This is a genomic window from Anabaenopsis sp. FSS-46 (assembly GCF_029891665.1).
Taxonomy (GTDB): Bacteria; Cyanobacteriota; Cyanobacteriia; order Cyanobacteriales; family Nostocaceae; genus Anabaenopsis; species Anabaenopsis arnoldii.
Genome location: NZ_JANQDG010000072.1, coordinates 26,591 through 51,527, shown reverse-complemented (window position 1 = coordinate 51,527; position 24,937 = coordinate 26,591). Strand labels below are relative to the sequence as shown.

The following is a 24,937-nucleotide window of genomic DNA, read 5'->3' as shown; positions in this document are numbered from 1 at the left end:
AAATATAATTAGCAATTGGTATGAAGTACAGAGGAATCTATTTACTTCTGTTGTCCGTGAGCATATTTTTGCTAATCTTAATAGCGATCGCATGATCTAGCCATCATAGATCATGTTTTTTGTCAATGCGTAAGTCCTATTTTAGTTGGAACTGATATTATGAACCCCCTAGCCGGTGACGATTGGAACTCTAGGACGTGGACTTTTATTGATGGTCTTTTGAAGGGGTGGGGTGGTAATCAGTTTTCAATTGGTAATCCTATTAGTTTGTCTTGGCCCAAGTCCAGAAAAATAAAAGATATTCGCAAAAGCATTGTTTCCTCTATAAGTTCACAATTGAATTTTGGCGTTCATGCTTTAATCGGACTGACAGGTGGAGATACATATAAATTTAAAGGGCCGTGGGGAGGTGCTGCCATTCTTGAAATTCCCGATCCTTATAAAGTTCTGGGAGGAGATACCCTTGATTTCTCGGCTCTTAGGGGGAATGTTAACATTCAGGTTACAAATGGTGGAGGCATCACTAATACAGTAATAGTTGAGGCAGAGAATTTTATCCCAGGTCTGACTGGAACATTGGGAACAAACTTAGGACCAATAACCAATAGTTATCTTTTTGCCAATGACATTGAAAACATTATTGGTAGCAGAGGGACAACTACGATTAAATTTATAGGCAGTCCAGAAGGACTACTAGGGGAAAATCTGTTAGGTGGATATGTCAATGCCGGACCTGGTGGCAGTATAGTTTTAGACTATTCAGAATTTGAGGGGGATGGAGTCAAGGCCGATATTGGTGCTGGACCTAATATCCAAACTTTCCCAGGATTGCCCGCGGCAGGCTTACCGGTTTTAGCTTATCAGTATGGTACAGCTCAATCTGTTTCTGGCAGTGGACGGTCCGAGTTCATTGACATAATTAATAACCTGGCTACAGCTTTTGGCGGGTCTAGTCCTATTAGCTCTACTGATCCGTTGTTGTGGTTTCAAACTGCTGTCGCCGCCGTCAGTACAATTGTTGGTAGTAAAGGAAATGATGAGCTTATAGGGAAAGACTCAACAGATTTGATCTCTATGTGGTCGTTGGTTAATCCTGATTACTTTGCAACCGAAGCCCAAGAGTTGGCAGCTGACACGTTTATTTTGGGTCAAGGGGGCTATGACACCGTTGACGGGTTGGGTGGAGAAGATACTGTTATCTTTAAGGATGATACTAAAGGCTTGGTGATTGATTTATTTCAAGGGATAGGAATTACTCTTGATAATGTTTTTCAGTCATCGACTACAACCCAATGGGTTAAGGATGAGACACCAGAACTACAAAAGCTACATCACAAATTACCAGAGGGCACAGATGTTAACCTCTTAATTGGTGATAAACGCACAAACTTCACTTATCAAAAAAATAGTGAAAGCATCAAAAATGCCCTAGAAGGATTAGAGGATTATAAAGGCAAAATTACAGTCTCAGGCGATGGAACAAAATCTACTCCTTGGGTAATTACTTTTAACAATAGTCTTGGCGATGTTCCTCCAATTTTCATTGTTGAGGATATAAATGCTACCGGTACTGAAGATAAGCATACATTAAGAAACATTGAAAATATTGGTGGTGGACAGGGCAACGATATTTTAATTGGTGATATTGGAGCAAATAAATTCATTTTCAATGATGATAATTGGGGCGGCGATGATATAGTCTTTGCCGGGAATGGTGATATCATAGATTTTACTGGCTTAATGGAGATACCTGCATCAAACATTGATGGGACAAAAACCACGTTCACAGCAACAGTAAAAGACAAAACAGGAAGTGTAACTGTTTATGGCAAGGATTGGAAGCATAAAGACAAAAACTATACCGACCCAAAGGACCCTAAGGGCTTTAAACTAGACAAGTTCTTGACTAGAGGGGAACTGGTTAGTCTAGTCGCAGATGATGTTCAACCGAGTCATGCTCAGGTAACTGCCATTACCTACAATCAGCTGAACCCCATTATTGATGAGGCTATCCAGCGCTGGAACGCATCACCCCTGGCTCAAAATAATCCCCTGAATTTAAACAAGGATGTCACCTTTATTTTGACGGACTTACCGGAAGGTGTCCTGGGGACAACCACGGGTAATATAGTGTATATAGATACCAATGCATCGGGTATAGGTTGGTTCATAGATTCTACCCCTACAGAAGACAGTGAATTTAGTAGTAATAGTAGTAATAATTTATTAAGGGCAAATCTGGATAGTCCAGCCTATGGCAGTTTTGACCTCCTAACAGTGGTGATGCACGAAATCGGTCATGTTTTGGGATTACCAGATATTGAAGGGGATACCACTCAGTTAATGAATATTTACCTCAGCACTGGGATGAGGGGAACAATTCCTGAGTGGGAAGTGAGTAACCCCATAGGGCTGAGTTCAGTAAATGGTAATGTGCAAGGGGCCGAACAGTCCGATGAGGAAAAACTGTTAAGCGGTTTAAATAGCTTTGCTGATTGGGCTGCCAACTATGGTGATATCCTACAGGAAAAAATAGTTGGACCAGTGGGACAAATTCCCTTCATAGACTCAGTGCTAGATAGTCTGTGGTCTGCTACAGGAGAAACATTTACTGATAAAATCAGCATCGCAGTGAGGGATGAAATTGCTGATATCTTTAACAGCAAGGAAGAAGTCAGCACCGCAGACTTATACGCCTTAGATGTCATCAGTCCCACGGTTTCCAACGAACTGAAAGAATTTAAAGCCAGTTTGGCAATAGCGGATTTTGAGCAAGATGTGAAGCTGGATTTCTCCAATTCCTTCTTAAAGGATTTAGGCTTTGACCTGCCTATTAATGTGCAACAGTCAACACCCATTATCTTAAGCGGAGACTTAAACTTTGAATTTGTCTTTGGTTTAGATAGTAGTGGTAAATTCTACATTCAAGATCCCACCCTGCGGGGAGATTTGCAACTGGATCATGATGAACTGTTTGATTTATCCCTAAATATTGGACCATTCGGTATTGGCATTGACGATGGCAATATTTCATTTAATACTGGCATTTCCCTAGGGGCGGAAGGTCGTCACTATGTAGAAGACTTGAACGGGTTAGTCTTAGGCTCTCCTAAACTAAACCCCGATAGTACCTACACAATTGATTTACCCATTAAACTCATGGGAGCTTTAGCCGGGTTAAACAACGAAGAAAATCCAGCCCGCATCCGCGCTTCCTTTAATACAGAGGCTAATCCCTTACCCCCTGGTGATGATGTTACCCTGGGCGGCTTCTTTAGTACTATTCCCATGTTCAGTAGCGTGGAAAATCTCACAGAACTGGTGTCAATGAAGGAGATTTCCTTAGATGCCTTACTGGAAGGATTGAAGTCCACCTTGTTACAAATTGGGGGCGGGACAGAAACTGAGATTAAGAATGATCAGGGGGAAGTGATTGGGTATGAATACACCTACTCAGAGGATGCAATCCTACATGAAAAAATCCCAGTAATTGACAAGAGCGCCGCTCAAATACTCGGTTCTGGCTCCACGGATATCATTACCACCATTGTTCAAGCGGTGAATACGGTTCAACAAGGTTTGAGTGATGTCCAAAACCTAGAAATAGACTTGAATCAAAAAATTAGTGAGGCTCTAAATCTAGGATTATCCTTCAACCCTGCGGAGGTAAGTGCTGCCTATAAGAGCCTGACTGCCGTTGACTTTGACCTAGATGGCCAATCCACTGATGGGGATTTAGCCATTGCCTTAGCACGCAGAGACTCTGCTGATGACTTTCAAACCATCAGTGATGACCGAAATGTGGTGGCAGCCTATGATCGATTAGCTGAGTATGGTCTAGATCGCAATGCCACCGATAATGATATTAATGCTGTAGGTGTCAACCCCGATGAATTGGCATCCTTCAAGAGCGATCGCGATTTTGTCGCCAGTGATGAAACCTTATCTTCAGCCCTCGCCTGGTTACAGCAGGCGGGTTTAAGCAGTACTGCCACAGATGCAGAAATCGAAGCTTCATTTGATTTATCTGTAGAGAGTGATATGTACTCCATGGTGTTAGACTTCGTAAAAGGCAACCTGGAGGGAATGGAGGAACTCCAAACAGAACTGGGAGAACTGTATGATATTGCCCTGAAGGCAGCAGAAGGGGTGTTGAGTCAGTTAGGGTTAAGTGCAGACTCTACTGAGGAGGATGTGTCGGGCGCACTAGATCAGAGCAGTTTAATTGAAGAGGCTAAAGCCCATCGGGATGCATTATTAGGGGCAAGTCAAGAGTGGAAAGATGCCCTCAGTCGCCTAGAAGCTAAAGGTATCAGTGCCAATGCCACTGATGACAGTTTATTGGCTGCCCTGAGTGATGCAGAACTAACAACTGGACTACGACAAGATCGGGATTTACTGCAAATTAACTTTGTCTTGACTGAGGAAGAAGCCAGTGTTGCCGTTGAGCGTCTGAGAGCGAAAAATTTAACAGCCGACTCCACTGATGCAGATATCGCCCTGACTTTAATTGATCAGGTAAACCTAGAGGAATTAATTAGCGATCGCAACATTCTCGCCCAGTTTGACAGCGAAAAAATCATCGGTATAGCCTACAGAAACTCCTCCTTCACATTTGAATTAAATATTCAAGGCATAGATGTAGAAACCCAGCAAGCCTTTAACCTGAATCTCCAAGATTTAGTCAACTATGAAGGAGTGCCGGAAGCTGTCAAATCTTTAGTAGGGAGCGCCACCAATTTAGGCTTTGATGCCGGAGCCTCCGGGGAAGTGTATATTGATGCCGTGGGTTCCCTGTACCTAGGCTTAGATTTTGACCTCACGGATATTCTAGATCCAGAACTGTATGTCCACGACACCACTAACTTTAACTTTGACATTGTAGTTAAAACCCTACAACCCTTAGACTTTAACGTTGCCCTAGATATCGGCTTACAGGAGCCTGTGGGCTTCTGGGTCAAAGATGGCCTAGTTAATATTGATTTAGTGGCAGACTTAAAACTAGCTGACAGTCCAGAGGATCGCTACCTACTCAAAGACCTCAACTCCTCTAATACCGACTTTGAGGCAGACGGTTTTGTAGATATCCAATTGCCATTATACTTCCCCACTGCTAACTACCCCATGGGAGGAACCACAGACGACACTGATTTTGATGGCATTGCGGATAACGTACTGGCATTAGATGCCGTCTTTGAACCCGGCGGTATGTCCCAAATCAAAACCTCCGTACCCGACCTAGTTTCCACCGCCGATTTATTTGCCCTACTCAACGATCCAGAAAACATTATCAAGGGGCTAGAATTCCTATTTGATACTCTACACGACGGAGTACAAGCCGCCGCCAACGTACCTATTCCCCTGATTGGCGATAAATTAGGCAGTAATATTACCTTCTTCCAAGATGTTAAAAACGACCTCTTAGGCACTGCCCAAGCCCCCACCAGTTTCCGTCGCCAGTTACAGTCACCAAAATTAACCATTGAAACCCTGACAGAGGGTGATGATCAGACTAAAGAAGTACAGACAATCTACAGAGATGACATTAGTGGCACCTTCCAACTGGCATGGAATAACAAATCTACAATACTAATTAACACTAGTGCCACTGCCCGTGACCTAGAAAACATACTTGATCAGATCACCAACGTTACTGTTACTGGGGCAGGAACTGCACAAAACCCATGGCAAGTTACCTTTGAGCAATTGGGTAATCAAGCCTCCATCAAACAAGACAAAACAACCACAGTAGAAATCATCCAAGAGGGACTCTACGGTGTTTTAGGACCCCAAGACCACGACGATAAGGGTTATCTCCAGTTAACCGATATCAATAAGGATGGGGTAATCAACGCCCTAGATGTGCCCTTATCCTTAAATAAAGACACCATTACCTTTAACCTACCCCTATCGGGAAGTCTGGGGAAATTTAGCCTACCCATTGACTTTGATGCCTCCATTCCCGGCTTAGGACTACAAATTGATCCAGGTTCTAAAATCAACATTGATTTGTCGTATACAGCTAACTTTGGCTTTGGTTTTAGTACCAAGGATGGGTTCTTTGTGGATACCACCGGCGGCGCGGTAGTAGAGGATACTAATGGCAAATCAGTAAACACCGGGGAAGAATTTGACATCACACTCGAGGCTACCCTGGGCAATGAATTTAGTGCCGTAGCCACCCTGGGATTCCTGCAGGTGAAAATTGAGGAAATTGATGCCGGTTCATCTCAAGATAATGATGACCGTAACAGTGGTTTCTATGGAACCCTAGGGCTGGATATCAGAGATACCGATGGTAACGATAACGGTAGATTGAAAATTACCCAGATTGGTAAAATCAGAGAGACTTTAGTGGGAACATTACGGGCAGAGGCAGACATTGACCTAGCCGCCACTGTCATGGTTCCCGCCAGTAACACCGTCAGCCTACCGAGGATTACCACCAACATCCGTTATGATCAGGTGTTTGTCAATGCCAGTACTGCTGCCACAGATACTAACACCTTTGGCGGCTCCCCCATTGTAGTATTTGAAGATGTCAAACTAGATTTAGGTACTTTCCTCGCAGGGTTAGCAGGGCCAATTGTGGATAATATCACACCCTTCATTAACCCAGTGGTGGATGTGGCTAAATTCCTCACCAAGCCCATCAATTTAGGCATCGATGATTTAAGGATTTTAGATTTAGCCCGCATCAAACTCCCCCCCGCTAAGTTCCAGGCTGTGGAGAAAGCCCTAAATGCCATCATCCAGTTTGGAGACTTTGTAAATACAGTCAATGCGGCAAAAACCGAAAGTATCATTATTGATTTTGGTGACTTTACCCTGAGTAACTCTCTACTCAAAGATAAGCAAAGTACAGTAGATAGTAGTGTAGCAGGGAAGCAAGCACCCAACTTACAAGACCAAACCAAAACATCAACTAAAGCCTCCAACTTTACTAAGCAAATCGGCACTACTAAAGGCTCCATTGAGTTCCCACTCCTCACTAATCCCGCTGCCATACTAGGGTTGTTAACCGGTAGAGATGCGACCCTATTCCGCTATCAAATGCCGAATTTAGACCTGAACTTTGGGTATACTCAATCTTTCCCGGTATTCCCTGGTTTAAATGCCTTCCTTAGTGGTAGTGTTTCAGCCGCAACAGATTTTAGCTTCGGTTTTGATTCTTCCGGCATCAGAAAATGGGCCGAAGAGGAAGAGTTTTCTCTATCAGGGGTTCCCCGCATCCTGGAAGGGTTCTATGTTGAAGATTGGGATAGTAATAATTTTGATAAACCTGAGGTTACATTAGGTCTAACAATTCAGGCTGGGGCATCCCTGGGGCTGAGTGGATTGGTGGAAGCAGGAATATCGGGAGGTGTGTCGGCAGCCATTAACTTCAACCTCAATGATATCAAGGAGCAGAACAGGAATAGCCCCAACTTTGGACTTGAAGATGGCAAATTATTCATTGATGAAATTTATGAGCGCCTCTCCCAAAGTCCATTAGCCTTGTTTGATTCTGAAGGAGAACTGCGGGTATTCTTAGAAGCCTTCCTATGGGTAGGAATAAGGATTTTTGGGTGGGAAAAGACACTGTATGAAAAACGCCAACGTTTTGTTGATCAGGTATTAGCTTCCTATAACTATAGTTTCCCCGATCCTATTCCTGCCACTGCCGGTGATTTACAAAACGGCGTGCTGACACTGCGTTATTTACCTTCGGGTGCCACCAGTCAGCCCACGGATACCCCAGTGGTATATGATGTGTCCCTGCTCCAGCGAGATGTGGATATCTATAAAGCTGGTGAGTGGATTAGAGTTAGGGGTAATAATATTACCGAATACTTTAAACTGGCAGATGTCAGTCAAATTCGGGCGATCGGTACTAGTCAAAATGACACCTATACAGTCAGTGGGTTAAAAGATAAAAACATCACCATTGATATTGATGCTGGCAGTGGTGATGACAAGATTATGATCACTGACATCACTGGCAATGTCACTATTAGGGGTCAACAGGGTAATGACCTGATCTTAGGGGATAATATTGACGGCAATATCACCATTGAAGCCGGGGATGGTAATGACACTGTTGATATCCTTTATAAAAATCTTACTTACAAGAGTGCAAATCCCTCTATCTCCGTCAAGGGCGGTGCCGGCAATGATAGAATTACAGTTACTGGACCAGAAACACGGGCAACTATCACCCCCACCATCACCCTAGAGGGAGAAAGTGGCAATGATATCATCATCGGTAGCACTGGCGATGACAATATTAAAGGTGGAGATGGTAACGATATCCTCATCGGCAATCAAGGTAATGACACCATTGATGGCGGTGCAGGTGATGATAATATCCAGGGCAATGAGGATAATGACATCCTGACCGGCGGTGATGGCAAAGACTGGATCAGCGGTGGTGCGGGTAATGATGAGATTAATGGTGGCGAAGGTAATGATATTTTGCTGGGCGGAACTGGTGATGATGTAATTCGCGCCGGTGGCGGTGATGATTACCTAGCAGGAGGTGTGGGTAATGATAAATTGTATGGAGAGGCAGGCAGAGATACCTTAGAATGGGTTGAGGGTACTGATGTTTTAGATGGCGGTGATGGTCAGGAAGATACCATTAATTTCTCAGGCTTCACCCGCGATGAACAGAACAATATCGTGGACACTAGCACACCCGATATGGTCACCCTCAGCGCCTCCGGTGTAGATATAGCAGTTAATTGGAATCGCAATAATTTGATTGTCACCAATTTGATTGTCACCGGTGTGGAAGGGGTCAACATCGACACTGGCAAAGGGGCAGATGAGATTATAATTAATAATCTCAGTGGTACATCTGTGAGAAATGTAGATTTGTCCAGTGGCATTAGTCAACAGGTAGTTACACAACGCCGTGCTGTCTGGGTTGATACAGATAACGATAATCTTCTGGATACACTAGATAAATATAAACAAGATACCATTGTCACCTTCAAAGAATGGATGGAAATCAAGGTAGATAACCAAGGCAGAAAATATACTTTGGTTCCCTTCCAAAAATGGGTTGATTTAGAAGCTGAAAATAATCCTTGGACTGTCCTAGAGGAAACAGAGGATATCCTCAAAGTTCTCACATCTGAGGGTAAAGAAGAAATTTGGCAGATTTTATACAAAGAACCAGAGGGAGAACCAGGCAGTCGTCGTTTAGTTCTCCAGGATGCAAGTTATGAGATTATCGAGGAAACAGAAGAAACTCTTCAAGTTCGTAATTCTCAAGACACGGAAGAAACTTGGTTAATTTTAGATCAGGATGCCAGTGGTCGCCGTTTGGTGTTGCGCGATGTCCAGTACCGGGAAGGTGATGTTAAGGAAGAGTTATTTAATGTTTTTGTCAAGGAGCCTGATAACTCATCAGATAAAATCACCATCTTAGGTGGTGAAAATGGGGATGTCTTCAGACTCTCGACCCCAAGAGAAAAAGATGCGGATACAGACAAAACCATCAATATTCTCCGCATTGAACAGGAGGCTGGGTTAAACTTTAATATCACTTACCTGGGTAGTCCTAATGTTAATAAAGCCCCGGATACAGTAATTGTGGACGGCGCAGGTGGTAACGATACCATTAATGCTAGTGAAATCACTACCTTATTAACCACAGACTTACGTTTGTTGGGTGGTGCAGGTGATGATATTCTCATAGGTTCCCAGTTTGCAGAAACTATCATTGGTGGACTCGGAGCAGATACCATTACCGGTGGTGAAGGTGTGGATAGATTCCAACATAGAGACCACTCAGTAAATGAAGATGGTAAGATAGATACCCTGAAGGAGGAGCGTAATACTGATTTCTTCTTGAATGCTGACCAACTGCACATTGGTATAGTCAATGCTGATGGTACTTTAGGTGTCGGTGAAACGGAAAATATCCAGAATATCTTTGAAAGAATAGAACTGACCGGTGGTAATCGTCAAAACACTTTCTGGGTGGGCAACCACTTGCCACAAGTAGTATTAGATGGTAAGAATGTAGGCGATCGCTATAATATCCAGTTATCCAATAGTACCTCTGGTGTTGATAGTCAAATCTGGATTCAAGATAGTGGCAATGACGGCACTACAGATAGTGTCGTGATTCAAGGGACATTTGCCAGCGAGCTATTTGGATTTAGAACCGATACCCAAGGCGCGTTTATTGAATATGTCGTGGGTGACAGCACAGATGGGGATAAAATCTATTACGATTTTGAATCACAATCGAAATTATCCATTGTTGGTGGACCTGGGGATGATGTCTTCCTCTCAGAATTTGTGGCTGGTAATCGGAATTTTGGTTTAGCTGATGGTGGGTTTACCCAGGTGACACTCACCGGCGGTATGGGAGAAGATAGCCTCAGACTAGACATTAAAGAAAACCCAAGGGATATAGACACCAGTAGCTTGTTAGATGATGATCAGCTAATTCTAGAAAGTGTCGAAAAACTCAGCGCAGATATCAGCAACTACAGTGGTCCTGTGGAGTGGAAATTGCAGGAAGACCAATTAATAGGTAATGGTCAGGAATTATTATTCATTAATAATTTCACACACATCGATTTTCTGGGCGGGAAAGATGATCAGGATAAACTGATTATTGAGGAATTAGCCCTACGCTCTGCCATAACTATTGATGGTAATCATGTCACCGTCGCCTCAGGGGAAAACATTCTCAGTCAGGCGCAATTCAACAATTCCGCTTCTAACGATGACTTTGCCAATAGTATTACCGTCAATGGCTCCAGTGTTGCTTTGAACGGCATTAATATAGAATTTACGGGGGAAACAGGAGAACCTACACATACCTCAGGCGGCACGATTAATTCTGCTTGGTGGCGTTGGACAGCACCATCTGCCGATACAGTCACTATAGACACCCATGGCAGTGACTTTGATACTCTTCTGGCAGTGTTTACTGGTGATGCCGTGAATGCCCTGAGTTTAGTGGCTGCAAATGATAATCTGAGAAACTCTAAAACCAGTGAAGTTACCTTTACTCCCATACCTGGAACTACTTACCACATAGCAGTTGATGGCTCAGGGGATGCCACAGGCAATATCAACCTGAATCTTGTGCAAATACCATCTCCCATTATTGGTAATTCCTATAATTCTATTACCGCCCATGATGTGGAGATACAAGGGGACTATGCATATATAGCTAATGATGTCGGACTGCAGATCATTAATATTAGTGACCCATCCCAACCTACTCTGACAGTTAATTATTATACTTTCAATGCCCGTGATGTGGAAGTATCCGGTAACTATGCCTACCTCATTGATCAAGGTCGGAATAATGGACAAATAGGACTACAAATCATTGACATTAGAAATCCTTCTCAGCCCATACTTACAGGTACTCATTTTAGTTTCACTAGTTTTACAGATGTGGAAGTGGTGGGCAACTATGCTTATATACTTTCTGATTTCGGAGTGGAAATTCTGGATATTACCAGTCCCTATAACGTCAAAGAAATAGGTTTGTACTATTCTGCTGGGAGTATTCAGGATATACAAGTAGTAGATAATTATGCTTATCTGATTAATGATGCCGGATTGCAGGTCATCGACATCAGCAATCCGGCTGAACCTACCCGGGTCGGGGGTTATAATACCACTGCATCCCGTGTACAAGTAGTGGGTGACTACGCATACATAAGTAATGATGCGAGATTACAAGTCATTAATATTAGTGATCCCACTGATTTACAACTTAAGGCGACCTATGAAACTGCTTTTCCCATCAATGTTGTCAAGGTCGTGGGGGACTACGCCTATATAAGGGGTGATTTACAACTGGAAGTTATTAATATTAGGGATCTTGACAACCTCCAGTTGATCGCTGTTTATGAAACTCCCACATCGGCAGCAGGTGATATAGAAGTCGTGGGTAACTACGGTTATATTGTTGGTGATTTGGGATTACAAATCCTCGATGTGACTAACACCTCTAACCCAGTCCTGTTGAGCAGTCACTATACCCCAGTTACAGCCTATGATGTCAAGGTAAGAGACAATTACACATACATCGTCAGTGATTTGGGACTACAAATCGTTGATGTAAATAATCCCTCTCAACCCTCCTTCGTAGGCAATCATAGAACCTTTAGTAGGGAGTCTTTAGAAGTATCAGCCGGAAATTACGCAAATTATTATACCGACGTTAAGGTACTAAACGGTTATGCTTATGTAGGTTATGATGCCGGACTACAAATTATCCAGATTGATGATTCTATTCCCCCACAGCCCAAAATTAAGGTGGATTATCAGACTTCCAGTCAGGTGTATGATGTGGAAGTAGTGGGAAGTGACTTTGGATTTTCTGCTTATGCTTATCTAGTTTCTGAGTCCGGACTGGAAATCATCGATATTAGTACTCCCACTAAGCCTATTTCCCTCAGCCAACTTACTTATGACCCGAGTGATCGAAATAATCAAAATAATATTTATTATTTCGGCGCTAGAGATGTGGAAGTATCCGGTAACTATGCCTATCTGCTTACTAGTTCGGGACTAAACGTGATCGATATTAACAATCCCTCTAATCCTCTACGAGTCGGAGGTTATGATACTTTCGGATCTAGTTCTGGTAGTCTGGAAATAGTAGATACTTACGCCTACATCAGTGATAATGCTGTCATCCAAAAATTTGATATTAGTAATCCGTCCAATCCTTGGTTGGTAATGTCTTATCCCACTATGTCTGCCACTGAATTGGAAGTGGTAGGGGATTATGCTTATTATGTGAATAATTTTGGTTCACAATTATCAGTTGTGAATCTAGCTAATACAGACCCATATCTACCTCCAACGGATCCATACCCGCCTCTATTCCCCCCAACGGATCCATACCAAAATCCAGATTCAGATTTTGATTATAGTTTCTATCATGATGTGGAAGTAGCGGGTACATATGCCTATATGGCCGGTTCATCAGGACTCAAAATTGTCGATATCAGTGATCCTAACCGACCCAAAACTATCGGTAAATATAATACCAATGGACTGGAGGCGCGTGATGTTTATGTGGCTAACGATATAACGACCAACTATGCTTATTTAGCCGTCGGTGCAGAACTCCAGATTATAGACATCAGCGATCGCTCTAATCCCTATCGTGTCACAGAATTTACATCTGCACCTGATGCAACTCCTAATTATGCCTACTATGATGTGGAGTTTGTAGATAACTATGCTTACCTGGTCGGTGACGCTGGACTGCAAATCATAGACATCAGCGATCGCTCTGCTCCCCAGTTGATGGGAAGTTATTCCAGTTATTATGGTTCGGCGAATAACCTAGAAATAGTAGGTAATTCCGGCTATCTTTCTAACACTTCTTATTGGGGGACAGAACTAGAGGTAATAGGTATAGAAAATGTTTCTAACATTGTACGTACAGGTTCAGTTTCTACCCCAGTTACCAAAGACTTAGATGTATTAAATAATTATGCTTATTTAGCTACTGATACAAGACTGGAAATTAGAAGTATCTCTAACCTGAACAATATTTCAGGTTATCGCAATGTGCCCGGCGGATTTGACCATGTACAGGTGGTGGGAGACTACGCTTATGTGGCTGATGATGCCACACTGGAGATTATCAACATCAGCAATCCCTCTAATCCCACATTAACAGGAACCTATAGTACATCTAGCAAGATTTCTAACATTAACGTAGCGGGAGATTACGTATATATAATTACTGAGGCGGGATTGGAAAGCATCTATGTTGCTGACCGAAGCAAACCCACTTTCACGGGAGCTTATTCTACTTCTGGTGAAGCCATGAGCTTAGAAATAATTGATGACTATGCTTATGTGGCTGTTTCTTGGGGATTGGAAATTATTGATGTACATCAATCAACCGTAGCGATCGCTGCTACCGACTCTGTACAAGGGGAAGGTAATTCAGGTACCAAAGCCTTTACCTTCACCGTGGCTCGTTCCGGTAGCACTAAAGGTAGAAGTACAGTTGACTGGACTGTTACCCGCACAGGAGCCAACCCTGCTGATGCCTCAGACTTTGGCGGGGAATTCCCATCGGGAATACTTACCTTTATCCCTGGGGAAACCTCCAAGGTAATTACAGTTAACATCACAGGTGATACTCATTTTGAACCTGATGAAACTTTTGCCGTCACCCTATCCAATCCCAGTCATGGTGTAGCCATGACCACCGATATAGCCATAGGCACAATCATCAATGACGATCTACCAAGAATTACCTTAACACCTACCGCTTCCCAAGAAATACGTTTCAATACTGATACTCTCCAAATTAGCGGACTCTCAGAAACAGTACCATATACCACTTCGTTAATTAGTAATAACACCATTGCCCAGTTCCAATTTACCGGAGATTTAGTAATTCCCGATGGGGTGAAAGTCACAGCCCAAGGTAGTCGTCCCCTGTCCATCTTTGTCACCAATAATGTCGAGATTGGTGCAAATGTCACCTTTGATGTGTCCGCTAATAATGTAACACCAGGGGCTGCGGGTGGTGAACTTGAAATCATAGCCCAAGGTAGGATAACCAATGCACAAGGATCTCAATTCCTAGCCCAAGGTGCTGGTGGCGGCGCTGGGGGCACAGTCAAGCTCATGGCATCGGTTCTGGACGTTGACAAAGCCTCCGTCAACGTATCTGGCGGCTCTAGCTCTGGAGGAAATTCCGGTGGACCCGGACGACTGATTTTAGGAGGTAACACCGTTGACGATAATCGTCAATTAGCAGGTACTCCCGATATAAAAGCTGTTTACATTACCAGTGAAAAACTGCAAGCCAATCTGTATGTCAGAGAGTCACATCACGGTGCATATCTTCCCATCACAACTTTCCCTGACTTCGGTTCCTTAACTCTCATAGCTTCTCAAACCACAGGGGTAGTTCAACAAAGTAATACAACTCAACCCTTTTCAGGGTTTAACCTCCAAAATCCCCCCGTAGATAACTTTGCTGTATTGTGGACGGGTAAAATTGAACTCATTAACACTGGCAATAACCAGAATGAGACAGTTACTTTCTTCCTGAGCAGTGATGACGGCTCTAGGCTGTATATCAACAACCAATTGGTAGTTGATCATGGGGAGTTACATGGATTTTCAGAAAAATCAGGACAAATAGCTTTAAGTCCTGGTATTCATAATATCCGCGTGGAGCTATTTGAACATACTGGTTTCGCTGGTATTCAGCTTGACTATCAAATTCCCGGTCAACCACGTCAACTGCTGAGTACTGCTCCCATCCAAAAATTCGACGGCGTCCGGGCTAGTAATCCCTTCATTACGGATAATACCGTAGCAACTCCCTTCATAGCTGATCTCATTGGCGGTGCCAATGTCCATGGGTTACTGGATTTAAGCATCGCAGATTTAGGCATAGCCGGGGATATTCCCGAGGATGCCTTAGCCGCTATTTACCGTGTGGATATAGCTCCCGGTAAGTACAACGTCAACTACTTTGATGTAGACAGTAATGTAGACTTTGATATGCTGCTGTTTATCAATGTCTCCGGGGAGAATATCTTTAACCCGCAATTGGGCATAGATTTAAATCAAACCAATCAAGACTTCTTAAAACCCTTATTAGCCGGAGGCACACCCCTCACCCGACTAGGTGATGGACAAATTTGGGCGACTCTGATTCCCGATGATGATAGTATTTTCATTAATGCTGCCTTGAATTACCCCAGGTTAGTGAATACCATATCTGGTCAAAACCTCAAGGATGATGAAGTTGTATATATTCGCCCCACAGGACTAACTGATATTACCATCAGTCCCGACGGCAAACATCTCTACGGTGTCAACCAACTCAATGCCCTTGTGGTCGTCAATACCAGCAATATAACTCAAGAACAAATCTTCCGAGATGGCACTGTGCAAATAGAGGGCTTGGATGAGTCAACAGCAGTGACAATTAGCGCCGATGGTAATTATGTTTATCTAGCAGGAGCCACCGAGGAAGCCATCAGCGTATTTAACCGTGATGCCAACACTGGTAAACTCACCATCAACCCAGAAGCTTCCTGGAGAGGCACAGGTACCCAAACCATTACCACCCTAACTACAGGTGTCAATCATCAGGTATTTGCAGGGGTTTCCCCCATTAATAATTCTGATAATTCGGGACAAGCAGGGGTATTGCTCTTCCACCATGACCCAGTAACTGGTAAACTAACTCTTCAACAGCCTGCCTTCCTCACTGACAGCCTCAAAGAAGTCACAGCCATTGAATTAAGTCCAGACGGTAGCAAAGTATATGCCATCAGTCGTCAAGATAATCAGTTAGTGGTTCTCAATGCCACGGATCTCCAGGAAGTGCAACGGCTAACCAGGGCAGATGTCACAGTTCGGAACGTCATGAGGGGAATTAGTGATCTTGCAGTCACTGATAAGTTCATCTATACCTTGAGCGCCCACACTGGTACTCTGGCTGTATTTCCACTGGATGCTGAAGGCAAACTTGTCATAGATACCACAACGCAGACTTACCAACCCATCCAAATCCTGCGGGATGGCACATCAGGCATCAGGGGCTTTAAGGGAGCAGCAGATTTAACCATTACTAGCACTGATAATCGACAATTCCTATATGTCACCAGCGGCGAGATCAATACCCTACCGGGACTGGAGATTGACAAGAATACTGGTAGACTGCAACTACTGCAAATAGTTCGTAACAGAAGTTTAACCGCCGCCACTGATATTGTGGCTAATGATGGGGATGCCTATGTTTCTGCTGTTGTATCCACAAACCCCCTGGCTCCACCCCTAGCTAATGACTTTGGTATTACCAAGTTTAATTTTGTCCCAGATGCACAACCGCAAAAATTCATTGTCACCTTTGACAAACTGCAAACCCTCACCATTAATACTGGTAGTCAGGGTGACTTGATTGAACAGAAAAATGCTCCTACAGTCCAGAATTTAAACATTAACACCGGAGAAGGTTTCAATACTATTGATTTAGTCGAACCTAAGGGTAATGTATCTATCTCCTCTCTGGGTGATGGCGATTTCATAAATGTACGTAATGGTGAAAATGTCACTAACCTGACTATTAATAGTGGTGCGGGGGCGGATAACATCAAAATTTCAGGTGTTATTGCCAAAGGTGGTAACATTGATGCAGGGATAGGGGAAAACCAACTGACAATTGTTAATACCAAAGGTATTAACAATATTACCGCTGATTTTAACCAAAATGCCATCACCCTGGCTGGAGTCGATGGAACCACAGTTAACCTAGGGGATGGAGGGAATAGGATCAACCTCATCGCCAGTACTATCAAATCTCATGTAGCCGTTAAGACTGGTAGCGGAGACAACGAAATATTCCTCGACAGTGCCAATGAGAATGATACCTTTACGGTTAACACAGGAATTGGTAATAATAAGTTCCGAGTCAACGGCGAAAATATCAAAGCCGGAGCCGATGTAATTTTAAACGGCGATAGCGGAGAAAATCTACTGGAATTTAGATCCGCTGGTAATGAGATTGATAATCTGATTAATAATCTGATTGGTAGCATCAAAGTCAGAGGGGAAAACTATGGCGCAGTTAGTTATCAAAATATTCGGTTAGGCTTAGGCATACCACAATTAAACACCCAAACCGGGGCTAGGAGCCTCACAGCCAGTAGTACACCATCAGTCAACATGATGATTGACAGAGTAGAACCCATTTCTGAAGGCGATCCTTTGAAGTTAGAAGCTAATATTAAGGGAGATATCACCCAAATCAGGTTTGTGGAATTACTTTTGGACGATGTTCTGATTACCACCATTGATATCAGCCAACTCCCCGCAGCAAATAATGGACAACAAGAAATTGATGGTGTCACCGTAACTCTGCTAGAGGAGGGAGCTAATTCCTATAATTTGATTGCGGAAGTCAAAGACTGGTTTACCCTGTATGATTTGGGTTTTGGTGACAATGGCTTTTATAATTTGACCGTGAGAGCCACTGATACTAATGAAGAGACTATCCTGGAAGATATCATTCTGTTAACTATCAACAATAGTGCTCCCAAAAACTTAGTCATTAATGCCAGTCAACTAGAAATTAATCAGGGAGACACCATAGAGTTTCAAGGTGACTTTATCGATTTTGGCGATGATGCCCACACTTATATTTGGGACTTTGGCGATGGTACAAGAATTGAGAATATATTCAAGATTAACCACACCTACACCAAAAATGGTATCTATCCAGTGACTTTTACTGTCACTGATGATGATGGAGGGCGAGCATCCTTCAGTACTGAGGTGACAGTGAATAATCTTCCTCCGCAGATATCCATAGAAAATAACACCATCATCACAAAAGAAGGTGATGCAGTAGTTAACAGTGGTACTTGGAGTGATATAGGTAATGATATAGTCACCCTGACTGCTTCTGTGGGTACAGTGACTGTTAATGAAGATGGTACCTGGAGTTGGAATTTTAACAGTACTGATAGACCTGATGAAAGTCAAACCGTCACCATCACTGCTACTGATAGCGATCGCGCCACCACCGAAACTACCTTTAACCTCACGGTGGAAAATGTCGCCCCAGAAATAGGCGTAAATAACAACAGGATTACTGTTTCCGAAGGTGACACAGCGTTTAACAGCGGTACTTGGAGTGATGCGGGTAATGATGCAGTCACCCTAACTGCTTCTGTGGGTGCAATCACAACCAATGATGGTACTTGGAGTTGGAATTTTAACAGCACTGATGGACCTGATGAAAGTCAAACCGTCACCATCACTGCTACTGATAGCGATAACGCCACCTCCGAAACTACCTTTAACCTCACGGTAGCCAATGTCGCCCCACAAATAAGCGTGAATAATAATAGTATCACTGTTTCCGAAGGTGACACAGCGGTTAACGGTGGTACTTGGATTGATGCGGGTAAAGATATAGTCACCCTAACTGCTTCTGTGGGTACTGTCACAGTTAATGAAGATGGCACTTGGAGTTGGAATTTTGACAGCACTGATGGACAAAATGGGACTCAAACCGTCACCATCACTGCTACTGATAGCGATCGCGCCACCTCCGAGAGTAGATTTAACCTCACGGTGGAAAATGTGGCACCAACTATTGTCAATCTGACAGTTCCCACCAGCTTAAATGAGGGAGAGGAAGCCAGTTTTAGCGCCTTAGCCACTGATGTAGATAACGAATTAGATTATGTTTGGGATTTTGCTGCTGGTAATAATACAAGTTCTAATCAGAAGTTAAAGGGTGCCGATGTCAAATATACTTACCCCAATAATGGCATTTATCAGGCATCCCTAACCGTAACAGATAGTGATGGGGCATTCCTTACCGAGCAATTCAATATTGTGGTGTCCAATGTCGCCCCACAAATAGGCGTGAATAATAACAGTATCACTGTTTACAAAGGTGACACGGCGGTTAACAGCGGTACTTGGAGTGATGCGGGTAATGATGCAGTCACCTTAACTGCTTATGTGGGTACTGTCACAGCTAATCAAGATGGTACTTGGAGTTGGAATTTTGACAGTACTGATAGTCCGATTGAAAGTCAAACCGTCACCATCACTGCTACTGATAGCGATCGCGCCACCTCCGAGACTACCTTTAACCTCACGGTGGAAAATGTCGCCCCAGAAATAAGCGTGAATAATAACAGTATTACTGTTTCCGAAGGGGTAATAGCAATTAACAGTGGTACTTGGAGTGATAGAGGCAATGATATAGTCACCTTAACTGCTTCTGTGGGTGCAATCACAACAAATCAAGATGGTACTTGGAGTTGGAATTTTAACAGTATTGATAGTCCAAATGAAAGTCAAACCGTCACCATCACTGCTACTGATAGCGATCGCGCCACTTCTGTAACTACCTTTAACCTCACGGTGGAAAATGTCGCCCCACAAATAGGGGTGAATAATAACAGGATTACTGTTTCCGAAGGGGTAATAGCAGTTAACAGCGGTATTTGGAGTGATAGAGGTAATGATATAGTCACCCTAACTGCTTCTGTGGGTACAGTGACTATTAATCAAGATGGTACCTGGATTTGGAATTTTGATACTAGTGAAGGTTCCGATGAGAATAAAACAGTCATCATCACTGCTACTGACAGCGATCGCGCCACTTCTGTGACTACCTTTAACCTCACGGTGGAAAATGTCGCCCCACAAATAGGGGTGAATAATAACAGTATCACTGTTTCCGAAGGGGTAATAGCAGTTAACAGCGGTATTTGGAGTGATAGAGGTAATGATATAGTCACCCTAACTGCTTCTGTGGGTACAATCACAGCCAATCAAAATGGTACTTGGAGTTGGAATTTCAACAGTACTAATGGACCTGATGAAAGTCAAACCGTTACCATCACTGCTACTGATAGCGATAACGCCACTTCTGTAACTACCTTTAACCTCACGGTGGAAAATGTCGCCCCACAAATAGGCGTGAATAATAACAGTATTACTGTTTCCAAAGGTGAGACAGCAGTTAACAGTGGTACTTGGAGTGATAGAGGCAATGATACCGTCACTCTAACTGCTTCTGTGGGTGCAATCACAACCAATCAAGATGGTACTTGGAGTTGGAATTTTGACAGTACTGATGGACCTGATGAAAGTCAAACCGTCACCATCACTGCTACTGATAGCGATAACGCCACTTCTGTAACTACCTTTAACCTCACGGTGGAAAATGTCGCCCCTATCTGGAATCTAGACATTGATGGCGATGGTGAAATACGAGCTTTATCCGATGGCATCATGGTTGTGCGTTATATGTTTGGTTCATCTTTTGCTGGTGAGAAATTAACAGCAGGTGCTATCAGTCCTAATGCCACCCGCAATCTGGAACAGATTCAAGCTCACTTACGAGAAGGATTCACCAAAGGCTATTTAGATATTGATGGGGATGGTGAAATACGAGCTTTATCCGATGGCATCATGGCTGTGCGTTATATGTTTGGTTCATCTTTTGCTGGTGAGAAATTAACAGCAGGTGCTATCAGTCCTAATGCCACCCGCAATCTGGAACAGATTCAAGCTCACTTACAAAGTTTCAGTACTCTTGAAAAGATAAAAATGGAGTCTTTGGGGGTTTGGGAAAGTGGTACTGAGCATACAATCGGTATCAATGCTAATCGAGGAATGATAGTACCAAGCAATACTAAAACCTTATCCACCTCCATTGGTGTTAATTGGGCAAATACTCAACCCAATGCTATTGAAATGACTCAGCAAAAGAACCGTCGCACTGTGAAACAATCACCCTTTAGACAAGACAGAGTACAGTCTAAGCCGGCAAGACAATCCGTCGATCGCTAAGGAGACTCTTGGCTTTAAGAGTAGATATCAATGGCAGGTTTTTTAGGCAAATAAGAGTTAGGCTTCATATATAGCCAGCTTTTTGCGCTTTCTTATCCCTCAAACTCACGTTAAATTACATCTTGTAGCACTCCGCGGGTGTTTTTCCATGCCCAAATACCAACACCTGCAACTATAATACTCATTGCCACCAAAACAATTCTTAAGCCGAGCATATCTGTTAAAGGGCCAGTAATTGCCAGGGGTGCAGATAAGGCAATATTAACGATATGATTTTGAAAGCCAAATACTTTTCCGTGCATGGGGGGTGGTGTGCGCTGTTGAATTAAAGTTTGCATCGGTACGCCAATTAATGCAGCACCTACACCCAAAAAGCCACTTAGTCCTAGAGCGAGAATGAGATTATGGGTGAAAGTGAACACCCCTAAAACCAGGGACATCATTAAAAATCCCATTAGGGGTAAGGGTTTGTGATGCAATTTATCGCCCCAATGACCTAAAATTGCTGCACCAAATACCATACCTACACCCGCAGCAGCTAAGAAAAAGCCAAATTGTTTATCCTTTAAACCAAAGTCGGCGGCTAATCTAATGGTTAATACCATTAATGCGGCAAAGACACAATATAAAGTTGTGAGTTGCAGCATGGCGTTTAATATTAAAGGATTTTTTGTGAGATAGCCTAAACCTGCTTTGAAGTCAGCCCAAGGATTAATTACACTGGTGCTTTCATTACCCGATAATCTGCTTTCGGCTCCGAAGTTAATCAGCTGTACGGCTAATCCTGATAATAGGTATAGTACACCGACGACAATTTCTTGACCATACCTGGCTCCTAACCAATCTTTGGCTAAAGTTAATATTGGCTCTCCAATAGCAAAACCCACAATTAAAGATCCCATCATGGTGGTGCTGTACACCGCATTGGCCGCCATAAAATTCTCTCTTCGCACTAAAACCGGGATAGCAGCTTGTTGAGCGGGAGTGAAAAATTGGGCTAAGGTGGAAACACCAAAAGTCAGCAACAATAACATGAAAAAGTCTCTTGGTAAAAATGCAATGAATAGCATTAATACAGTTTGAATATAATTAGAGACGGTTAAAACCAGCTTTTTAGAGAAGCGGTCAACAAAGATACCACCCGCAGAACCGAACAAAATCGCCGGTAATGTAAAGGCTAGCATCAAAATTGAGTACATGGAGTTTTGGGCTAACCCGGTCGGCGGTTGGTAATTCTCCAGCAGCGCCACCATTAACACAAAAAATATTTTATCTCCTAACTGGGAGAACAGCTGCCCAATCCACAGGAGCATAAAACCACGATTTTTTAGCAGGGCGCTAAATCCGTTATTGACAGCAGCTGGTTCAGTGGGAAACATTATAAATACTGGGAATTTACTACTGGAACTGAGATGGGGGAATAAGCTATATTTTCTTTGCTTCTCCTCATTTCCTGGTGTTGATATTTATTATTTGGGAATTTTCAATTTTGAGTTGTTTAGTTTTCACTCATGTTGATTCTATTGTTCATAGCGTTTGATTAGTAACTGTAAAAATTCCGCTGCAGTCAGGGTAACTGGGGGTTGAGAGGCTTTTACAGATGAATGTATCCACCAACCTTTTACTGTTTGAGGCGCGCGCCACATCGATAAATGGTTTACTGCTGGATCTGCGTAAAAGTTATCATGTCTACCACCCGATAATGAAGAACTCCAATGGGTAAAATAATCATGACTCATGCGATGTATCGGAAAGTTACCCCATAGTGGGACTCCCCAGCCATCTATAGCAATAAAGGCCTTAATATTACCACCTAACAATTGCCAGGAACAGGCCGCCCCTATGGCTCCCACCACACCGGCACTAAAGCTAATGAATGTTACTGGTGATTTTAAATCATTCCGTAAGCGATCGCCTAAAAATTGCAGAATGTGAACTGATGATAAAACTAATAACCCATCACCGGGAAAAACCAGGATTTTACCGCTGTTTTGTGGTTTGCAGCTATCAGGGGCTGAAAACAAGCATTCTGATATAAAGTTTTCTGTCAATCCCGGCTCATGGATTCCAGGGCAAATAATTATACTCATTTCTCTTCAGTCATAATTGGCTGTCCATGATTTCTCATAGATTTTTGTACTTTATCACACTCTTGAATAAGTAACAGCAACTAGACAACTCCCCACATGAATTTACTAAGTTAGTTGATGTTACCTTGATGATATCTGAAAACAGCCCTCTAAACTAAATTCTCATGTGGAATCCAGCTTGATCAAACAACTATTTTTACTACTCAGTAAATAGTAATAACCCTTATATGCCTTTTGATATATTATTGTTAACTCCATGATCAACCTATCCCCCTGGATGGGATAATAAACTACTAATTAGCGGATCAATAGAGTTATTCCCTAAGTGAATGGCTCTCAAACCGAGTTTATATAGATTTATATTGAGGAACTGATTATGGTGGCCACACCAGAAAAACAGCAACACACTCACGAGGAATTACCAAGAAAAGACCGGGTAGCCGTCTTACTTATGGGCTACGGTGAGGTAGAAAGCTATGAAGATTTTGCTAACTATAACGAACAAGCCTTAAATCTACTAACTGCAAAATTTGCACCAGTACCAACCTGGATTTATCCGCCCTTAGCAAAGCTATTGGCCTTATTTGACCGCCACGAGTGGGGACACACCCACCATGATTTTATTTCCCCACACAATGCCATTTTTGAACAGCAACGGGCTGGAATTGAAAAGAATTTGCAGGCTAAGTGGGGGGATAGTATCCAAGTTTTCAAGGCTTTTAACTTTTGCGCCCCCTTCTTACCTCACCAAGTTTTAGCAGAAATTCACAATCAAGGTTTTGAGAAAGTCCTCATTTACCCTTTATTAGTTGTTGATTCCATCTTTACTAGTGGTATTGCAGTTGAGCAGGTTAACAATGCTTTGGCCACTGTTGCTCAGTCAGAAGAACACTGGGTGAAAGGACTGCGCTACATCCCCTCATTTTATAATGAAGCGGACTATATTGATTTGATGGCTAAACTGGTTGAGGAAAAGATTTCCTCTGACTTGGGTACAGCTTATTTACCTTCTCAAATTGGTATAGTGTTAATGAATCATGGCTGTCCCCACAAGGCTAAAGGGTTCACTTCTGGAATTACTGAAAGTCAAGTCCTATATGATTTAGTGCGGGATAAGTTAATTAACCGTTATCCTTTGATTTCCGTGGGTTGGCTAAACCACGATACGCCTTTAATTGAATGGACTTTACCTAATGCGGAGCAAGCTGCTAGTAATTTGATTCAATTGGGCGCAAAAGCAGTTATCTTTATGCCTATTGGTTTTGCCACAGAAAACCATGAGACTCTCTTAGATGTACATCACATTATTCACGCATTGGCGAAAAAGTATGCTAATGTGAATTATGTGCAGATGGCTTGTGTTAACGATAATCCAGAGTTTTTGGCAATGGCGGCGGAATGGGCGAATGATCATATTGCTGAGTTAATGAATCAGGAAGCTATGGCGGTTAATCCCCAGTTGGCGGGAAGTCACCATCATCATCATCATCATTAGACTGGGAAACTTA

4 protein-coding genes are annotated in these 24,937 nt (G+C 42.9%); 2 read left to right on the top strand and 2 right to left on the bottom strand.

What is annotated here, in order from left to right; genetic code table 11:
• Positions 1–336: 336 nt before the first annotated feature.
• A complete protein-coding gene (locus tag NWP21_RS08545; protein ID WP_280792358.1) occupies positions 337–21,339 on the top strand; it encodes a PKD domain-containing protein in 21,003 nt (7,000 codons plus the stop codon).
• A gap of 110 nt (positions 21,340–21,449) precedes the next feature.
• Here the strand turns inward: NWP21_RS08545 and NWP21_RS08540 are convergent, their stop codons facing one another.
• Entirely contained in the window at positions 21,450–22,718 is a 1,269-nt protein-coding gene (locus NWP21_RS08540; RefSeq protein ID WP_280792357.1) for an MFS transporter, read from the bottom strand.
• A 141-nt stretch (positions 22,719–22,859) separates the two neighbouring features.
• A complete protein-coding gene (locus tag NWP21_RS08535; RefSeq protein ID WP_271733524.1) occupies positions 22,860–23,429 on the bottom strand; it encodes a hypothetical protein in 570 nt (189 codons plus the stop codon).
• A 376-nt stretch (positions 23,430–23,805) separates the two neighbouring features.
• Between NWP21_RS08535 and NWP21_RS08530 the strand changes: the two genes are divergently transcribed.
• Positions 23,806–24,924: a ferrochelatase gene (locus NWP21_RS08530; protein WP_280792356.1), complete on the top strand. Its 1,119-nt coding sequence runs from the start codon at positions 23,806–23,808 to the stop codon at positions 24,922–24,924.
• Positions 24,925–24,937: the final 13 nt, after the last annotated feature.